Below are 18,729 nucleotides of genomic sequence, written 5' to 3'. Positions count from 1 at the left end.
GCGCCTGAACGGCAAACTGCGCGAAAGGAGCTGCCATGACCCCGTCTGGTCGGGTCACCGCGCCGCCGACCGAGCTGGCCACGATGCGTGAGGTCGTCGAGACGCTGGCACCCATCGAGCGCGCTGCCGGTGAGCCGGGTGAACGGCAAGCCGCCGAATGGATCGTCGAGCGCCTACGTAGGGCGGGCGCGCAGCACGCCCGAATCGAGGAGGAGCAGTTCTTCGACGGGTATCCGCGGCTGCACTTGAAGCTGTCGGCCATCGGGGCGGCGGCCGGACTCACCGGCCTGCTCAGCCGCCGCCTGCGGGTGCCCGCCGCGCTGGCAGGGCTGGGGGCGGGGCTGGCGATCGCCGACGATTGTTCCAACGGACCGCGGGTGGCCCGCAGGAGAGCGCAGAAGGCCAGGACGACGTGGAATGTGGTGGCCGAAGCGGGCGATCTCGGTGGCGACTACACGGTCGTGGTGTGCGCACACCACGACGCGGCGCGCACCGGCAAGTTCTTCAACCAGGCTCCTCAGCAGTTCCTCGTCGAGCGATTTCCCGGCATCGCCGAACGCATGAATACGTCATTGCCCAATTGGTGGCCACCGATTGTTGCGCCCGCGCTCGCCGGTGCCGGTGCCCTGCGCGGCAGCCGCAAAATGATGATCGCCGGCGCGACGATGAGCGCCGCGGCGGCGGCAGTGTTCGCCGACATCGCGCGCAGCCCGGTGGTTCCGGGAGCCAATGACAATCTGTCTGCCGTCGCGCTGATCGTCGCGCTTGCCGAGCGGTTACGCGCGCGGCCGGTGAAAGGCGTGCGGGCGCTGCTGGTTTCGCTTGGCGCCGAGGAGATACTGCAGGGCGGTATCTACGGATTCTTGACGCGCCATGCCTCCGAGCTGGACCGCTCCCGGACATACTTTCTCAATTTCGACACGGTCGGCTCGCCGGAGCTGATCATGCTCGAGGGCGAGGGCACGACGGTGATCGAAGACTATTACTACAGCCCGTTCCGTGACCTGGTGGTCCGCGCGGCCGAGCGGGCCGACGCGCCGCTGCGCCGAGGGATGCGGTCGCGCAACAGCACCGACGCGGTGCTGATGAGCCGCGCACGATACCCCACCGCATGCTTCTCTTCGATCGACCGCCACAAGGAGCTGTCGAACTACCACCTGATGTCGGACACGCCGGAGAACCTGGTCTACGAGACAATCAGCCACGCCGCGACGATTGCCGAAGCGGTGATGCGGGAGTTGGTGCGCTGAGCCCGATTTGGCGCGCCGCCGAGTGATGCACCCGCCGATATCAGCACCGTCACAAGCGCATATCGATTCCGGCGTTGGTCTGGCACTACACGTTTGGAACGCAAATCATTGCACAGTGCGCTATCGGTCGATCGAGGTCGTTCGAATTGTGCCGACGTCGATAGGGCACAACAGGAGGTATTCACTTCATGATCGCTAACTGGGTTCCTGCCCAGATGTCGAGTGGCCACAACTCGGGCCGCATTCTGGACACCGCTCGCGGCATCCTCATTGGTCTGCGGCGCTGCCCGGCGGAGACCGCGTTCGACGAATTACACAGCGCCGCACTACGTCACAAGGTACCGGTGTTCGCGATGGCGTGGGCGCTGGTCCACCTGGCCGGCGAAGGCGAGAAGACACCCAGCTTCAGCGAAGCGCAGTCTGCGGCCCGTCACGAGTGGGGCCAACTGTTCGCGCGGCCTGCTGTCTCGACCTGTTGAATGACGTCCGCGGTAACGGGGAAGTACCGCGGCGGCAGCATCGGGAAGTACTGGCGCGCAGCAATATTCAGGTAAACGCGGGTGCGACGAAGCGCTGCACCAGTTGGCGTTCGGCGTCGCCGTCGTCGGCCGGCAGGTACATCAGCGACAACACCACTCGCACCAGCCATTGGGCGGCCTGCGGGTCGCCGTCAGTCAGTCCGGCTAGGTCGGTGGCGAACCGGGTGAGCAGCGGCGATGACGTGAGCGTGGAGATTTGGTCAGCGGCACGGCTGGACCCAACCAGCAACTGGCCCAGCGGGTCGGATCGAATTCTGCTGAGCGCCAAGATGATTGCGGTGACGACCCGTTCCGGCCCGGTCAACTCCTCGACATCCGCGCGGATGGCATCGACGATGCGACTGGCGGCCCGGGCCAGCACGGCGTCGCGAATCTCGGCTTTCCCGCCGGCGTATCGATAGACGGTGGCCCGGGAGCAGTGGACCTGGGCGGCCAGCGTGTCGATGTCGAACGCGTCCAGCCCTTTCTTCGCGATGAGTTCGGTTGCCGCGGCATAGATACGCTCAGCGGCGAGCGCTCGCCGGTCGCCGCCGACCAGCCAATCCTCACGCGGCATCGGTCACCGTCCTTGGAAACACCGGGTCGAGCTTCTCACAGTGAGACACATGAGACATTCTTTCTCAGCGAAGTCGCAGGTCCGGGCGCCGTGGTGAGACTCGGCCCGCCCGGCCGCCCGGTGCCGGTTCTCAACTTCTCGCGACCGCGTTGACGGGTGCCCATCCGCCGGTCAGCCTGGGGAAATGGTCGTCGTCGAAGATCCGGTCGCATTACTTGGCGCCGATGCTGTGCAGGATCCCTACCCGCTCTACGAGCAGATGCGGGCCGCGGGGGCGGTGCATCGCATCGGCGACTCGCAGTTCTACGCGGTGTGTGGTTGGGATGCCGTCAACGACGCCGTCAGCCGGCCGGAGGACTTTTCGTCCAACCTGACTGCGACGATGACCTGGACGCCCGAGGGCACCATCAAGGCATTCCAGATGGACCCACTCGGCGGTCCCACCCACGTACTGGCCACCGCCGACGATCCCGCCCATGCGCTGCACCGAAAGCTGCTGGTCCGCCACCTGGCGGTGCGGCGGATCCGTGCGATGGAGGAGTTCGCTACGCAGACCGCCGACCGGCTGCTGGCTGACGGCTTGCATGACGGGCACATCGAATGGATGGGCGCCGTGGCCAACCGCCTGCCGATGATGGTGGTGGCTCGGCTGATCGGGGTGCCGGACACCGACGTTGACCGACTGGTGAAGTGGGGCTATGCGGCCACCCAATTGCTCGAAGGCCTGGTCAACGAGGAGCAACTCGCGGCCGCGCGGGCGGCCGTGCTGGAGCTCGGCGGCTACATCGCCGAGCGCTTCAGCGCGGCAAGGTCGGGAGCGAGGGCCCATCAAGACAACCTGCTCGGCGAGCTGGCCACCGCCTGTGCGGCGGGTGAGCTGGACATGATCACAGCACAGGTGATGATGGTGACGTTGTTCGCGGCCGGCGGCGAATCGACTGCGTCACTGCTTGGCAGCGCAGCCTGGATGCTTGCGCACCGACCCGACATTGCGCAGCGGGTGCGGGAAAAGCCGGAATTGCTAGGAGCATTCATCGAGGAGACGCTGCGCTATGAGGCACCGTTCCGGGCTCACTATCGGCACGTGCGCAAGCACACCACACTGGCCGGGGTCGAATTACCCGCCGACTCGCACCTGCTGCTGTTGTGGGGTGCGGCCAACCGCGATCCCGGCCACTTCGAAGCGCCCGGGGAATTCCGCCTGGACCGAGATGGAACCAAGGGCCACATCAGTTTTGGGAAGGGCGCGCACTTCTGCGTCGGTGCCGCGCTGGCCCGTCTGGAGGCCCGAATCGTGTTGCGGACGCTACTCGAACGCACGTCGGTGATCGAGATGGCCGACGTCGGCCAATGGTTGCCCAGCCTCCTGGTGCGTCGACTCGAGCGCCTCGATCTGATCCTCAGATAGCGAGTTTACGAGCAGCACAACACTTTTCGTCGCCAGCGCTTACTGGGCGGGCGGGAGCTGCCGAGGACCCTCGGGTGACCGAAGTTGCGTCGGCCCTTCACGCTCGATCAATTGGCGCCGGCGGTCGCGTTCTGCCGCGTCGAGCGGCGCGCCCCGGCGATCGTCGGCCGACGCCCGGCCCAACGACAGGTACCCGTCGTCGGCAGCAAGCCGGCGGTGGTCCCCGAAGCTACCGGCGTTCCAGGGCTCTGCCTGGTCACGCGACGACGGGATGCGCCTGCTGTGAGCCGGGTCTTCGTTCGCGGTGGGCTGCGGCGGTGGGTCTGGCGAGGAACCGGCGGGGTCAGAGCTTTCCGAGTTCACCGTCACCTTGCGGGTGCGCTTGAGCGAAAACGCGATCTCCTCAACCTCTTCGAACACCTGCCGAGCGGTGCGCAGCGGCTGGGTGGTGTTGTCGATCGCGCGCGCCACAAAGGACGGCACCAGCGGACGGATCCAGCGAGCCGCGGCCCTGGTGGCGTCGGGGATGGACGGGATCAGCGGGGCTCCGGCTGCGCCCGCGTCGTGCTCGTGCTGCGGTTCGCCGACCGACTCGGCCGGTGCCGGCAAGTTCTCCGGCGTGTCCATCGAGATATCCCTTGCGGCAGCAGGCAATTGGGCAGCTGCGCGACTGGCGGCCTCGGCTTCGGCAGCGATCGGCAGGTACATGTCTTCCTCCACTGGTTCGAAAGTGTGCTGCGCCTTGACATCAGAGAAAGCCCGGACCGGACGCTTCGGCCCTTCCAGCGCTTCGACGACTCGGCGGCGTTGCTGCTCGCGGTCGATTTCGAGCTGGGCCTCGATGGCGAGGCGCGCCTGGGTGAGCTGATGCTCGGCCCACATGATTTCGGCCTCGCGGCGAACCTCGGCCCGCTTGATGGCGATGGCGGTATCCGCCTCGAGTTCGGCGCGTTCCCGATCAGCACGCGCGGTCGACCGGCGATCGTGGGTCGTCTCGCCGCGCCAGCGTCGCAGAATCAGCGGCAGCAGGTAAAGCAGCGCAAGAAGCGCGACGGTGAGCAGCCGCAGCAGCAAAACTCCGACACTGGCAAGAGTGAGGTCGTTCAGCGCGACCCACCGATCACCCAGGCTGCGACCGCTGTTGGCGATCGCGGTGTGGCGCGCCTCGGCCAGCGCCTGCTCGTCGTGCGCGACCAGGGCGTCCAGCCGTGGCGCCGAACGGTCGCGAGCGGCCGTGGCATCGTCCAACTCGCGTCGCGCGTCGTCCAGAAGGTCGTTTGCCGTTCGGGTTTCGGGTCCGGCACCGGGAACTCCGGTGATTCGGGTCTGCGGGCAGGCCGGTGTGGGGTGGTATTCGCAGCGGGCCACCACCAGGGCGTTGTCCAGTCGGCCGCGCGCCGCATCCACGGCGGCGTCCAGCGCAGAGCGCTCGTGCCGACTGCGGTCCAGTGCCGCCGACGCCTGCACCACCGCCGGTGCGGATTCGGCACTCATCGCGGCTCGCTGCTCGAGACGGCGGTCGATGGAACCGGAGAACATCACGAGTGAAGCCAGCTCGCCCACGATGATGCCGACGGCAACCGCAACCGCTCCGCGTCCCAGGACGCCCGAGACGCCGCGCGCGGGTCCGCCGGCGATGCCGCGGGTCACCGTGCCGATCAGCAGGCCGACCACCAACGACAGGCCGATGACCGCCCAGATCGGCCACTGTGTCGACTGATGAACGGCCGCGCTCGCGACGAGCCAGGCCAGCACGGCCCCGCACAGCACAATCGCACCGGCCACAACGTGCGTGGACCGCTCGTCAGGCTCGCCGAGCTCACGCCAGTGCCCGCCGCCGAGCCAGGTCAGCAGCCCCGCCACGCCGGATGCGGCCACCCTGGATTCAGCGGAGCGCGAGTCAACAGATTCATGCGCGCGCATGAGATTCCAACACCTCCAGTTTCTCCAAGCCTGGCAGCTTGCCACCCGACACACCGAATCGACGGGACCGCTTGTGGCGTTCTTCACAACTTCCGGAATGGCACGACAGATCACACACGGCCGGGATCGCCCCGGCGTGATCGGGCACCATCTGGCGCCGATTCCGGCCCAAAACCTGCCACGCGTGCGGATCAGCAGCCATTACGGCAAGTAGCGTGAGACGGTATAAGCCTATGCAAAACTACGACTACGTTACCTATGAAGAGTTCGGCCGTAGATTTTTCGAGACCGCCGTCACCCCGGAACGGGTGGCCGCCGCATTCGCCGATTTCGCGGGCACCGAGTTCGCCATGGAGCCCATCGCCCAGGGGCCCGGGGGTATCGCCAAAGTCAGCGCCAACGTCAAAGTCAAGGACCCGCAGGTCACCCGCCGCCTCGGCGACACCATCACGTTCGTGATCCACATCCCCTTGTCCATCGATCTGCTCCTCGATCTGCGGCTGGACAAGCAGCGCTTCACCGTCACGGGCGACATCGCGCTGCGCGCCACCGCGCGGGCGGCCAAGCCGCTGATCTTGATCGTCGAGGTGGCGAAGCCGCGACCCTCCGACATCACCGTCAACGTGTCGTCCAAATCCATCCGCGGTGAGGTGTTGCGCATCCTCGCAGGCGTCGACGGCGAAATCCGGCGATTCATCGCCCATTACGTCGCCGATGAAATCGACGCGCCGCAGTCGCAGGCCGCACAAATCATCGACGTGGCACACCAGCTGGAGACCACCTGGGACAACCCCTGACTTCCCAATGCGGCGTACGCCGCGTTTTCGGACCCGCGCGGGCGGGTATGCGAGCCGGACGGCGTTTGACCAGCATCACCGATCAGAGACGGAAAGACATGGCACGAGTAGACGTTTCGACGTCATCGAAGCTGGAGCCGGCGTCCGCCTGGAAGCTGGCCTCCGACCTGGGTCGATTCGACGAATGGATGACCATTTTCGGCGGGTGGCGCAGCGAGGTGCCGGCGACGATCGAGGAAGGCGTCTGCATTTCCTCGCTGATCAAGGTCAAAGGCTTCCGTAACATCATCCATTGGACGGTCACCCGGTACGACGAGCCGAAAACCATTGAGCTGCAAGGTCGCGGCCGAGGCGGAATTCGCATCGCGCTGTCGATGAGCGTCACCGACGACCATCCGGGATCCACCTTCCATCTGGTCGCCGAGCTGAGCGGCGGCCTGCTGAACGGGCCGATCGGAAACCTGGTGGCCAGGGTGCTGCGGTCCGATGTTCGTAAGTCGATCAAAAACCTCTCCGCCCTGCAGTAGGCGCCGCTGCTGCGATGCGGCAGGATCACCGGGGTGGGAGTTCGCACGTCAACGCGGCAGCTGCTGGCGGCTGTCCTGGTCAGCGCCACGCTGATAGCGGGCTGCTCGGGCGGCAGGATGTCGGGTGCAAGCGCGGCCGGGCCGGTTCCGGTCGGACCCCTGACTTCTCGTCAGTGTGCCGACGTCAACGATGCGAATGTGGACCTGTTGACCGCGTCGGACAACGACGGCGCACGCCGAGCCGCGAACACCCTTGCGAGTTATGGCCCACCGGCAGCGGTGCAAGCCGCGATTCAACACTTCGTCGGCACCGGCGGTGCCCACTTCGATGACCCGGACTATCCGAAGAACTACAAGGTGCTTGACGACTGGCTCAGGCAGGTCTGCCCCGCGCAATAGGATTGCCCGGATGGCGACCATCCCGCTCTGCTTGGCGAATTCGCCTGCGTTCCATGGCAACCCAGCTCAAGCCGGCCCCGAAGACCAGCAGTCCGAGGCTCACCGCTGCGACACCGAGACCAACCTGACCGAACGCGAAATTGGTCAGCCCCACCACGAACACCACGACGGCAGCGCCTACCGCGACGATTCTCGGGATCCGCTCCACGTCATCGACCGACTCGTCGTCTTTCCGGTGGGCACCGCCGGCACGGGCAGGTTTCCCGAGGCCGCGCGAGGTGTCTCCCATGAGCGCCTCCTCGTGTTGAGCCGGTTGCCAACCGGCTACCCGAAAAGCCCTCTGGACAAACGGATTACAGCGTCTGGTGCCGCCCGAAGTATTTGTGGTCTTCGCTGTAGCCGCCGTAACCGCTCCCGATGTCGCGGTAGTCGGCGACGAACTCGATTCCCTTGATCCACTTGACCAGCTTGAAGCCATGCTGCAACTCGTTGCGCAGCCGCAGCGGCTTGCCGTGCATGTAGGGCAGCGGCTGGTCGTTCATGTTGTAGGCCAACATCGTCATGTGGTGATCCATCTGGCCGATGTGGTGGGCGTTGTAGTAGATACCGCCGGTGGCGCCCAGGCCCATCGAGTAGAACACCACCCATTTCGCTTCCGGCAGTGGCTTGACGATATCCATGATCGTTTTCATCTGCACGCCACCCCATTTCGCCACTCCCGACCAGGCCTGGATGCAGAAGTGCTGGCTGATCTGGTCGTGGTAGGGCAGCGCTTTCAAGTCCTCGAGCGAGAACTCCATGGGGTGCTCGACGAGACCGTAGACCTTCAGCCGCCAGTCGCGAAAGTCGTTCTTTTCCAGCTCTTTGTACTCGACGGTTTCCGGCAGACGGCCGTTGCGCCAGTGGTGCGGGGAAATGTCCTCTTCGGTGAATGCCCCGGGCTTGGGATCCAGCCGCTCGAGCACGCGCTGGAACGGGCCTACGAGCGCGTACCCGACACGCTGGACGACGCGGGGATGGCGAATTGTGAACGGAGTGGCCCACACCCAGGCGACCGCGGTGACGACCATCGCCAGGGCGAAGATCCAGAAACCCATCCAGCTGTTGTCGTCGCGGGCGGCGAACATGTGGTTGAGGTTCTTCAGCGCGCTGGTGGAGAACACCAGCGTGACGTGCACCAGGATGAAGAACAAGAAGTATGCCAGGACCAGGAAATGCAGCGAACGCGCATGCTGAATGCTCAGCCGCTTGCTCAGCCAGTGCACCCGCTGAGAAAGCGCAGGCGACATGCCCAGTCCGGTGATCAGGGCGGCAGGGGCGGCGATGAACACCGTGGTGAAGTACGCCAGCACCTGCATGGCGTTGTAGGCCACCCACCCGTTGTCGGTCGGCCAGTGCTCCACGGACAGGTATTGGATCGCCACCGACGCCGCGTTGGGGAACACGTCCCAGCTGGTCGGCACGATGTGCCGCCATTGTCCGGTGGTGAACAGCAGAACGTAGAACACCGCGCCGTTGAGCAGCCACAGGACGTCGACGCCCAGATGCCACCAGCGCGCCAGCCCAATGGAGTGCCGGAACCCGGGCAGGCCGAAATGCGGCGGCAGCGCGACGGTGTCGGCGTTGGCGGTCCACAGCTCGTCGTCGGGCACCGGCGGACCGACCCGCAACCACTCGTCTTTTCCGGGCGTGGCGTTACGGCTGAAGTAGAGCCGGGGATGGTCACACAGGATCTGGATGCCGGTCCGGATGATGAAAGTCATCATGAACAGGTTGAAAAAGTGTGTCCAGCCAAGCCAGGCGGGGATACCGGGGGTCTTGGCGTGCGCGTCGACGCCCGGATAACGCTGGATGAACGCTTGCACCGAGGGCATGTTGTACAGACCGCGGCCGATGGCGACCGCCGCGACCAGCAGCGCGAAGCCGATCGGGATCAGCCACAGCAGGTTGAACCACTTGTCGCGGCCAACCCGCAGTCGCGGCGCCGTCGCCCGGCGGGTGAGGTCGAATCCGCCGCCGTAGCTTTCCACATCGATGGTGTCTTCGGCTTCGTGAATCTCGCTGCGGAAACCCGGGTCGGTTGCCAGCGGCGTGCCTATTGTTCGTGTCGAGACTGAGCTTTGGGGGGCCTGGGCGGAATCGGCATACGCTTCTGCGCCTTGACGTTCGGTGTTCGTCACTTGGCGAAAAATACCACCGATTGACTTGGATAAACCTGGCCCCACTGGGCCCGACGACCGGGTCGCCGCCACCGGCGAGCAACATTCGGGACGGTTTCCGCCGCGACGGCCGAGAAACGGCCATAGGTGCGCGTGCTAGAACCGCAACCGCATAAACAGACGCCAGTTATTTCCGCACATGCGGTTTTTAAGGGTCGGCTGTGAGTTTTGGCATAGTCTCCTGCGAGGAGCCGCCACGCCGATGTCCGTCAGGCCTCTACGACGCTGGATTCGGCCGGTCGCGGCCCGATCTGAGCGAGAACGGCTTCGGCCAACTCGGCTGCCCGGCGATCGGTGAACACATCCTCGAGCATCACCGCACGACCGTCCGGCCCGGTCAGCGGAATCCGCCAGTTCGGGTATTCGTCGGTGGTGCCGGGCTGATTCTGCGTCCGCCGGTCACCGACCGCATCGGTCAAGGCCACCCCCAACAGCCGCGACGGCGTTCGGCCCAGGTAGCGATAAAGGGCCAAGATGACTTGTTCTGCGTCCGCTGGATCGTCGTCAGCGCCCTGCGGCAACAGCCCGACGCGGCGCAACTCGGCCATCCAGGCAGCCAGTTCGGCGCGATCGGACTGCAGTTCCTCGTTTACCGGCCGGGTCAGCAACCCCAGGGAATCCCGCAGCCGCACATGATCGCCGGCCAGATATCCCGCGGTAGGCGGCAGATCGTGGGTGGTGACCGACGACAGGCAGTACTCGCGCCAGCGTTCGGCGGGCAGTGGGCCGCCCGTGCCGTCCCGATCCAGCTCGAACCACAGAATCGACGTCCCCAGCAGTCCCCTGAGTAATAAGTAGTCCCGCACCCACGGCTCGACGGTGCCGAGATCCTCTCCGACGACGACCGCGCCGGCCCGGTGCGCCTCTAAGGCAACGACGCCGATCATCGCGTCGTGGTCGTAGCGCACGTAGGTGCCTTGGGTTGGGGGTGCGCCCTCGGGAATCCACCACAGCCGGAACAGCCCGATGATGTGATCGATGCGGACACCGCCGGCGTGCCGCAGCACCGCGCGGATCAGCGCGCGAAAGGGCCCGTACTCCTGCTCGTCGAGCCGATCCGGCCGCCAGGGTGGCTGCGACCAGTCCTGGCCGAGCTGATTGAACTCATCCGGAGGGGCGCCTGCGGTCACGCCCAGCGCCAGCACGTCCTGCAGCGCCCAGGCGTCCGCGCCGTCCGGGTGCACGCCGACGGCCAGATCGTGCATGACGCCCAAAGCCATGCCGGCCCGGACCGCCTGCGACTGCGCTGCGGCGAGTTGCTCGTCGAGCTGCCACTGCAGCCAGCGGTGGAAATCGATGGCGTCGGAGTGCTTTTCGGCGAAAGCCGCGACCCGGCGACGCGCAGGGTGCTGCAGCGACTCCGGCCACTGGTGCCAGTCGCCACCGTATTCCTCGGCCAGCACGCACCAGGTGGCGAAGTCGTCGAGGGCACGGCCCTCCCGCTCACGGAACGCGGCGTAGGCGAGCTCACGTCCCGCCGACCGCGGCACCCGGTACACCAGCTCGAGTGCGGTGCGCTTGGCGGTCCAGGCGCTGTCGCGGTCGATCGCGTCCAGCTCGGCGGCGTGCCGTTGAACGTCGGAGCGCAGCCGCCGGACCCGCCCGCGCCTGGGCAGGTCGGCGAACTCGGGGATTGCCTCAACGCGAAGATAAAGCGGGTTGACGAACCGTCGCGAGGTCGGCAGGTACGGTGACGGCTCCATCGGCGATGTCAGGGTGGCCGCGTGCAGCGGGTTGACCAGCAAATACTCGGCGCCGTGCCGGGCTGCGGACCACACGGCGAGGTCGGCCAAATCGGTGAGGTCGCCGACGCCCCACGACTGGCGAGACCGCACGCTGTACAGCTGGATGGCCAGGCCCCAGGCGCGGCGAGCACCAAGCCGCTCGGGCAGCCCCAGCCAATCGGGGGTGACGATGAGCGCGGTGCTGGTCTCGGAGTCGCCCGAGCGCAGGCACACCCGGTGATAGCCCAGCGGCAGGTTATTGGGCAACATGAAGCTGGCCTCACCGACCCAGCGGCCGTCCAGGTCGAACGGGGGGGTGAAGTTGTCGACCTGCTGCACGTCATCGCGAACAGAGCCGTCCTCGAGTTGCAGCCACACGTCGGCGGGACTCCCGTGGTCCACATGCACCCAGAACCGTGCCTGTTCGCCCGACCGGGCGACGATGGTCGCCGGCATCGGGCGAGCCCAGTAGGACCGCACGTGCGCGGCCAGCGCCGCGTTGCGGTCCTCTTCGGTCCCGGCTGCCACGCCGAGCGCACCGAGAACAGCCACCAGCGTGGTCTCGGAGACGCGCACCTGCCGGCCGGCCCAGTCCTCATATTCGGTCGCGATGCTGTATCGCCGGGCAAGTTCCACCAGCGAGGGCGCGAGCTCACTCATGACGCCCATCTTGCGTCCCGCACCGGACCGGCGGCGAAGTGGGTGAGCCGTTTCGGCCGACAGTCGCTACCATGCCTTTCATGGGCCTTTAAAGGGCCCCATGAAGGGCCCATGAAGGGCCAACAATCCAGCGGGGGACGGACAGACTGGCGCCGGAGCTCTCAATCGAAAGGCAGCCGATTCGTCGTCGCAACACGGTGCCCACAAAGATGCGTGCGCTGTCGCGTGGCGAGGTCTGTGCGGGTGCCTTACGGTTATCGATGTGATTTGCGCTCGCTATGAATGGCGAGACGGAAATCCGGGCGAAATGCCAGGTCAATATCCAAGCGCTATACCAAACCGGACGGTGAATAAACGTGGCGGATGAGAGTCGCGGGCGACGTGGGTCGGGCTACGGCCTCGGGCTGTCGACTAAAACCCAGGTAAGCGGTTACCAGTTTTTGGCCCGCCGCACGGCGATGGCATTGACCCGGTGGCGAGTCCGCATGGAGGTCGAACCCGGCAGACGCCAGATATTGGCGGTGGTGGCCTCGGTTTCGGCGGCAATCGTCATTTGTCTGGGGGCGCTGCTGTGGTCGTTCATCAGCCCGTCCGGGCAACTGAGCGAATCGCCGATCATTGCCGACCGCGACTCCGGCGCGCTTTATGTCCGGGTCGGAGACCGGTTGTACCCGGCGCTGAACTTGGCCTCGGCACGGTTGATAACCGGGCGTCCGGACAACCCGCACCTGGTCCGCGGCAGCCAGATAGCGACCCTGCCGCACGGTCCGCTGGTGGGCATCCCCGGTGCACCGTCGTCGTTCGCGCCCAAGGCGCCGGCGGCGTCGTCCTGGTTGGTCTGCGACACCGTGGCCACGTCTACCGGTGCCGGCGCATCGCAGGGGGTGACGGTGACGGTGATCGACGGCGCCCCGGACCTCAGCGGCCACCGACGGGTACTGACCGGGTCGGACGCGACGGTGCTCAGCTACGGCGGGGACGCGTGGGTGATCCGCCAGGGAAAGCGTTCGCGGGTTGACCCGACGAACCGGGCGGTCTTGTTGCCGCTCGGGTTGACGCCGGAGCAGGTCAGCCAGGCCAAGCCGATGAGCCGAGCGTTGTTCGACGCGCTGCCGGTCGGACCCGAATTGGTGGTGCCGGACGTGCCCAACCTGAATGCCCCCGCGGCGTTCCCGGGAGCTCCCGGACCCGTGGGCACCATACTCGTCACGCCGCAAATCAGTGGGCCGCAACAGTATTCGCTGGTTTTGACCGATGGCGTACAAACGCTGCCGACGCTGGTCGCCCAAATTCTGCAGAACGCCGGCGGCCCTGGAAACGGCAAGCCGGTGACGGTGCAACCGGCTGATTTGGCAAAGATGCCGGTGGTCAACAAGCTCGATCTCTCGTCGTATCCGGACAACCCGCTAGAAGTGGTGGACATCCGGGAGAACCCGTCGACCTGTTGGTGGTGGGAGCGCAGCGCAGGGGAGTCCCGGTCCCGCGTCCAGGTGGTGTCCGGACCCACCATCCCGATTCCGGCGAGCAACACGAAGCGAGTGGTAAAGCTGGTCAAGGCCGATGCGATGGCAGCGGACCAGGTTTACTTCGGCCCGGACTACGCCAACTTCGTCGTAGTCACGGGCAACCACCCGGGAGCGCAGACAAAAGAATCCCTGTGGTGGATCACCGATGCGGGTGCGCGTTTCGGGGTCGACGACAACAGGCAAGCACGTGAGGCGTTGGGCTTGACCTTGCAGCCGAGCCTGGCGCCGTGGGTGGCGCTGCGGTTGCTGCCGCAGGGTCCGACGCTGTCGCGCGCTGATGCGCTGGTGGAACACGACACCCTACCGATGGACATGACACCTCAAGAATTGGTGGTACCCAAGTGAAACGTGGTTTTGCCCGGCCGACACCGGAGAAGCCGCCGGTAATCAAGCCGGAGAACATCGTCCTGCCAACGCCGCTGAGCGTTCCTCCGCCGGAGGGCAAGCCGGTGTGGCTGATCATCGTCGGCGTCCTGGTGATCGGGCTGCTGATCGGCATGGTCGCAATGGTCTTCGGCAGCGGCTCGCGCGTGTTCGGTGGCGCCGGCGCGATTTTCCCGATCTTCATGGTCGGTGGCGTCGCCATGATGATGTTCGGCGGCCGGTTCGGCGGCCAGCAGCAGATGAGCCGGCCGAAGCTGGACTCGATGCGGGCCCAGTTCATGTTGATGCTGGACATGCTGCGCGAGACGGCGCACGAGTCGGCCGACAGCATGGACGCCAACTACCGGTGGTTCCACCCGGCGCCCAACACGCTGGCGGCGGCGGTCGGGTCGTCGCGGATGTGGGAGCGCAAGCCCGACGGCAAAGACCTCAACTTCGGTGTGGTCCGCGTCGGGGTGGGCATGACGCGTCCCGAGGTGACCTGGGGCGAGCCGCAGAACATGCCGACCGACATCGAGTTGGAGCCGGTGACCGGTAAGGCGCTGCAGGAATTCGGCCGCTATCAAAGCGTCGTATACAACCTGCCGAAGATGGTTTCGCTGCTGGTCGAGCCCTGGTATTCGCTGATCGGCGAACGCGAGCAGGTGTTGGGGTTGATGCGCTCGATCATCTGCCAGTTGTCGTTCTCCCACGGTCCCGACCACGTGCAGATGATCGTCGTCAGTTCCGATCTGGAGGAATGGGACTGGGTCAAATGGCTTCCGCATTTCGGTGACCCCAAGCGTCAGGACGCGGCGGGTAATGCGCGGATGGTCTACAGCTCGGTGCGGGAATTCGCCGCGGAGCAAGCCGAATTGTTCGCCGGCCGTGGGTCTTTCACGCCGCGGCACGCCAGTTCGTCGGCGCAGACCCCGACGCCCCACCACGTCATCATCGCCGATGTCACCGATCCCCAGTGGGAGTACGTGATCAGCGCCGAGGGTGTGGACGGGGTCACCTTCTTCGACCTGACCGGATCGTCGATGTGGACTGCCGTCCCGGAGCGGACGTTGCGGTTCGACGAAAGGGGCGTCATCGAGACGCTGCCCCGGGACCGCGACACCTGGATGGTGATCGACGACAAGCCTTGGTTCTTCGCCCTTACCGACCACCTCAGCGGGGCAGAGGCCGAAGAGTTCGCGCAGAAGCTGGCACGCTGGCGCCTGGCTGAGGCCTATGAGGAGATCGGTCAGCGGGTTACCCAGATCGGTGCCCGAGACATCTTGTCCTACTACGGAATTGACGATCCGGCGAACATCGACTTCAACGCGTTGTGGGGTAACCGGACCGACACCATGGGCCGGTCTCGGTTGCGCGCGCCGTTCGGTAACCGGTCCGACAACGGCGAACTGCTGTTCTTGGACATGAAATCCCTCGACGAAGGCGGCGACGGCCCGCACGGAGTCATGTCGGGTACGACGGGTTCGGGTAAGTCGACGCTGGTGCGGACGGTGATCGAATCGATGATGCTCGGGCACCCGCCGGAGGAACTGCAGTTCGTTTTGGCCGACCTCAAGGGTGGGTCCGCGGTGAAGCCGTTCGCCGGCGTTCCGCACGTTTCGCGGATCATCACCGACCTCGAAGAAGACCAGGCGCTGATGGAGCGGTTCCTGGACGCGCTGTGGGGTGAGATCGCCCGCCGCAAGGCGGTATGCGACAGCGCCGGCGTCGACGACGCCAAGGAATACAACGCGGTGCGCGCCCGGATGCGCGCACGCGGTCAGGACATGCCCCCACTGCCGATGCTCGTGGTGGTCATCGACGAGTTCTACGAATGGTTCCGCATCATGCCCACGGCGGTCGACGTCCTGGACTCGATCGGCCGTCAGGGCCGCGCCTACTGGATCCACCTGATGATGGCGTCGCAGACCATTGAGAGCCGAGCGGAAAAGCTCATGGAGAACATGGGTTACCGCTTGGTGCTGAAAGCGCGCACCGCCGGTGCCGCGCAGGCGGCCGGCGTGCCCAACGCGGTCAACCTGCCGGCGCAGGCCGGGTTGGGATACTTCCGCAAGAGTCTCGAGGACATCATCCGGTTCCAGGCCGAGTTCCTGTGGCGGGACTACTACCCGCGCGGGGTCACCATCGACGGCGAGGAAGCGCCGGCCCTGGTCCACAGCATCGACTACGTTCGCCCGCAGTTGTTCACCAACTCGTTCACTCCGCTGGAAGTGAGCGTCGGGGGCCCCGAGGTGGAGCGGCCCGTCCTGGGCAATGGCGAGGTGCGCGAGGCCGAGGAAGTCGAGGAAGACGAGGACGAGGAAGGGATCCGGACGCCGAAGGTCGGCACGGTGATCATCGATCAGCTACGCAAGATCCAGTTCGAGCCGTACCGGCTCTGGCAACCGCCGCTGACCACGCCCATCGCCATCGACGACTTGGTTAACCGGTTCCTCGGCCACCCGTGGCAGAAGGACTACGGCTCGGCGCGAAACCTGATCTTCCCGATCGGGATCATCGACCGGCCGTTCAAGCACGACCAGCCGCCGTGGACGGTGGACACCTCCGGCCCCGGTGCCAACGTGCTGATCCTGGGCGCCGGCGGGTCGGGCAAGACGACTGCGCTGCAGACACTGATCTGCTCGGCCGCCCTGACCCACACTCCCGAACAGGTGCAGTTCTACTGCCTGGCGTACAGCAGCACGGCGCTGACCACGGTCGCCCAATTGCCGCACGTCGGTGAGGTGGCCGGCCCGACCGACCCGTACGGCGTGCGCCGGACGGTGGCCGAACTGTTGGCGTTGGTCCGCGAGCGCAAACGCAGCTTCCTCGAATACGGCATCGCGTCGATGGAGATGTTCCGGCGCCGCAAGTTCGGCGGCGAGCCCGGTCCGGTGCCCAACGACGGGTTCGGCGACGTTTACCTGGTGATCGACAATTACCGGGCGCTGGCCGAAGAGAACGAGGTGCTGATCGAGCAGGTGAACCTGATCATCAACCAGGGCCCGTCATTCGGCGTGCACGTGGTGGTCAGCGCCGATCGCGAGTCGGAGCTGCGGCCCCCGGTGCGTAGCGGTTTCGGCTCCCGCGTCGAATTGCGTTTGGCCGCCGTCGAAGACGCCAAGTTGGTGCGGTCCCGGTTCGCCAAAGAGGTTCCGGTCAAGCCGGGGCGCGGCATGGTCGCCGTCAACTACGTTCGCCTCGACAGCGACCCGCAAGCGGGCCTGCACACCCTGGTGGCCCGGCCCGCGTTGGGCGCCACTGCCGAAAACGTCTTCGAATCCGACAGCGTGGTGGCAGCGGTCAGCCGGCTTGCGATCGGGCATGCGCCCCCGGTGCGCCGGCTACCGGCCCGGTTCGGCGTGGAGCAAGTCCGTGAGCTCGCTGCCCGGGACACCCGCCAAGGCGTCGGCGTCGGCGGAATCGCTTGGGCGATATCGGAATTGGACTTGCAACCGGTCTACCTCAACTTTGCCGAGAACGCGCACCTGATGGTCACCGGCCGACGCGAATGTGGTCGAACCACGACCTTGGCCACCATCATGTCCGAAATCGGCCGGCTGTACGCCCCCGGGGCCAGCACCGCGTCGCCGCCACCGGCGGGCACGCCGTCCGCCCAGGTCTGGCTGGTAGACCCGCGTCGCCAGCTGCTGACCGCGCTGGGCTCCGAATATGTGGAGAAGTTCGCCTACAACCTCGACGGTGTTCAGGCGATGATGGGCGAACTGGCCGCGGTGTTGGCCGGACGTGAGCCACCGCCCGGTTTGTCCGCGGCGGAGCTGTTGTCGCGGTCTTGGTGGAGCGGTCCGGAGATCTTCCTGATCGTCGACGACATCCAGCAGCTGCCGGCCGGTTTCGACTCGCCGCTGCATAAGGCCGCTCCCTGGGTGACCAGGGCCGCGGATGTCGGGTTGCATGTGATTGTCACCCGCACCTTCGGTGGCTGGTCTTCGGCGGGCAGCGACCCGCTGCTGCGCGCCCTGCACCAGGCGAATGCGCCGTTGCTGGTGATGGACGCCGACCCCGACGAGGGCTTCATCCGCGGCAAGATGAAGGGCGGTCCGCTGCCCCGCGGCCGCGGTCTGCTGATGGCCGAGGACACCGGCGTGTTCGTGCAGGTCGCCGCGACCGAGGTGCGGCGCTAACCGTTGGGCTGAGCGGTATCGGCGCCGGGACCCGACCATCGGGTCCCGGCGTTCGCCGATCTTCGGCATAACGCAAGCGGGCCACCCGCGGCATGGATTTCAATTCCTATTTCTTAATTGCGCCCGAATTTCAGGCGAACTGATGGTTACGCGTCGGTTTCTTCCGGCCACGTTTGTCGTCAATTGGCCGCAGCCGATGATCGAAAGTTTCTGCAGGTCATAATCGCTCCGGACGCCCGGCTTCGTAAATCGGGAGTGGCCGATGGATGAACAGCGGTTGGCCCTTAATTAGCCGCGAATGAATTGTTGGCGTTGCGCGCGGCGTGGCGCGCTGCGGCCATCTAATCTCGCAACCGGCGATGTTGTGGATGCGAGTTGTCGAGGCAGAATGCGCATTTCGTTCGTGAGATACCGAAATGCTGGTGGCGCTGTCGCCAAAATTCCAGTTGCCGCCGAATTGTCGACCGCCATTTGTGACCGCGTCGCCAGCAAGCCGACGGCGCCATACGCGGCGACAGCGGCAGCCACGTGATCTTGACCGGTTGAGGAGGGGTGTTGTTCGACTTCGGGTTATTGCCGCCGGAGGTCAATTCGGGTCGGATGTATGCCGGTCCGGGGGCGGGGCCGATGCTGGCGGCCGCGGCCGGGTGGGACGGGCTGGCCGCAGAGTGGGATACCGCCGCCCGCGGTTAT

Annotated in this window: 14 protein-coding genes; 9 read left to right on the top strand and 5 right to left on the bottom strand. The window is 66.0% G+C overall.

All coding sequences use genetic code 11. The features are described from left to right. Nucleotides 1-35: 35 nt before the first annotated feature. Nucleotides 36-1,250 (top strand): M28 family metallopeptidase, encoded by a 1,215-nt coding sequence (locus tag AC5Y2L_RS10050; RefSeq protein WP_499935491.1) that lies wholly within the window; start codon nt 36-38, stop codon nt 1,248-1,250. Nucleotides 1,251-1,438: 188 nt separating this feature from the next. Further along, on the top strand, nt 1,439-1,729 hold the full coding sequence (locus tag AC5Y2L_RS10045) for an ANTAR domain-containing protein (RefSeq protein ID WP_499935489.1): 291 nt from the start codon (nt 1,439-1,441) through the stop codon (nt 1,727-1,729). A 67-nt stretch (nt 1,730-1,796) separates the two neighbouring features. Here the strand turns inward: AC5Y2L_RS10045 and AC5Y2L_RS10040 are convergent, their stop codons facing one another. Then, the gene (locus tag AC5Y2L_RS10040; RefSeq protein ID WP_499935488.1) at nt 1,797-2,345 is read right to left on the bottom strand and encodes a TetR/AcrR family transcriptional regulator; all 549 of its coding nucleotides are present in this window, start codon (nt 2,343-2,345) and stop codon (nt 1,797-1,799) included. Nucleotides 2,346-2,529: 184 nt separating this feature from the next. Here AC5Y2L_RS10040 and AC5Y2L_RS10035 point away from each other — a divergent pair, with 184 nt between their 5' ends. Further along, on the top strand, nt 2,530-3,753 hold the full coding sequence (locus tag AC5Y2L_RS10035; protein ID WP_499935486.1) for a cytochrome P450: 1,224 nt from the start codon (nt 2,530-2,532) through the stop codon (nt 3,751-3,753). A gap of 39 nt (nt 3,754-3,792) precedes the next feature. Here AC5Y2L_RS10035 and AC5Y2L_RS10030 read toward each other — a convergent pair whose 3' ends face one another. Beyond that, the gene (locus tag AC5Y2L_RS10030; RefSeq protein ID WP_499935485.1) at nt 3,793-5,676 is read right to left on the bottom strand and encodes a DUF4407 domain-containing protein; all 1,884 of its coding nucleotides are present in this window, start codon (nt 5,674-5,676) and stop codon (nt 3,793-3,795) included. Between the two features lie 233 nt (nt 5,677-5,909). Between AC5Y2L_RS10030 and AC5Y2L_RS10025 the strand changes: the two genes are divergently transcribed. The 3 genes from AC5Y2L_RS10025 (at nt 5,910) to AC5Y2L_RS10015 (ending at nt 7,399) form a co-directional block, all read left to right on the top strand. Continuing rightward, complete coding sequence (locus AC5Y2L_RS10025; protein WP_499935484.1) at nt 5,910-6,473, top strand: hypothetical protein; 564 nt, start codon at nt 5,910-5,912, stop codon at nt 6,471-6,473. Between the two features lie 98 nt (nt 6,474-6,571). Further along, nucleotides 6,572-7,000, top strand: a complete 429-nt coding sequence (locus tag AC5Y2L_RS10020) for a type II toxin-antitoxin system Rv0910 family toxin (protein ID WP_499935482.1) — start codon at nt 6,572-6,574, stop codon at nt 6,998-7,000. 33 nt (nt 7,001-7,033) lie between these two features. Beyond that, nucleotides 7,034-7,399, top strand: a complete 366-nt coding sequence (locus AC5Y2L_RS10015) for a hypothetical protein (protein ID WP_499935481.1) — start codon at nt 7,034-7,036, stop codon at nt 7,397-7,399. Here AC5Y2L_RS10015 and AC5Y2L_RS10010 read toward each other — a convergent pair. From AC5Y2L_RS10010 to malQ, 3 genes are all read right to left on the bottom strand, one after another. Next, nucleotides 7,374-7,688: a LapA family protein gene (locus AC5Y2L_RS10010; RefSeq protein ID WP_499935480.1), complete on the bottom strand. Its 315-nt coding sequence runs from the start codon at nt 7,686-7,688 to the stop codon at nt 7,374-7,376. The two genes, AC5Y2L_RS10015 and AC5Y2L_RS10010, sit on opposite strands and share 26 nt — an antisense overlap. A gap of 64 nt (nt 7,689-7,752) precedes the next feature. Next, complete coding sequence (locus AC5Y2L_RS10005; RefSeq protein ID WP_499935770.1) at nt 7,753-9,498, bottom strand: molybdopterin-dependent oxidoreductase; 1,746 nt, start codon at nt 9,496-9,498, stop codon at nt 7,753-7,755. A gap of 329 nt (nt 9,499-9,827) precedes the next feature. Then, nucleotides 9,828-12,002, bottom strand: a complete 2,175-nt coding sequence (gene malQ, locus AC5Y2L_RS10000; protein ID WP_499935479.1) for a 4-alpha-glucanotransferase — start codon at nt 12,000-12,002, stop codon at nt 9,828-9,830. 356 nt (nt 12,003-12,358) lie between these two features. Between malQ and eccB the strand changes: the two genes are divergently transcribed. The 3 genes from eccB to AC5Y2L_RS09985 all read left to right on the top strand — a co-directional run. Then, on the top strand, nt 12,359-13,873 hold the full coding sequence (gene eccB / locus AC5Y2L_RS09995; protein ID WP_499935478.1) for a type VII secretion protein EccB: 1,515 nt from the start codon (nt 12,359-12,361) through the stop codon (nt 13,871-13,873). Further along, the gene (gene eccCa / locus AC5Y2L_RS09990; RefSeq protein ID WP_499935477.1) at nt 13,870-18,036 is read left to right on the top strand and encodes a type VII secretion protein EccCa; all 4,167 of its coding nucleotides are present in this window, start codon (nt 13,870-13,872) and stop codon (nt 18,034-18,036) included. Before eccB ends, eccCa begins: the two co-directional genes overlap by 4 nt. 555 nt (nt 18,037-18,591) lie before the next feature. After that, nucleotides 18,592-18,729, top strand: a 138-nt coding sequence (locus AC5Y2L_RS09985) for a PPE domain-containing protein (RefSeq protein WP_499935768.1), incomplete at its 3' end; no start/stop codon positions are given.

The sequence above is a fragment of the Mycobacterium sp. NGS66 genome, assembly GCF_059812225.1.
This window is presented reverse-complemented; position numbering and strand designations above follow the sequence as displayed.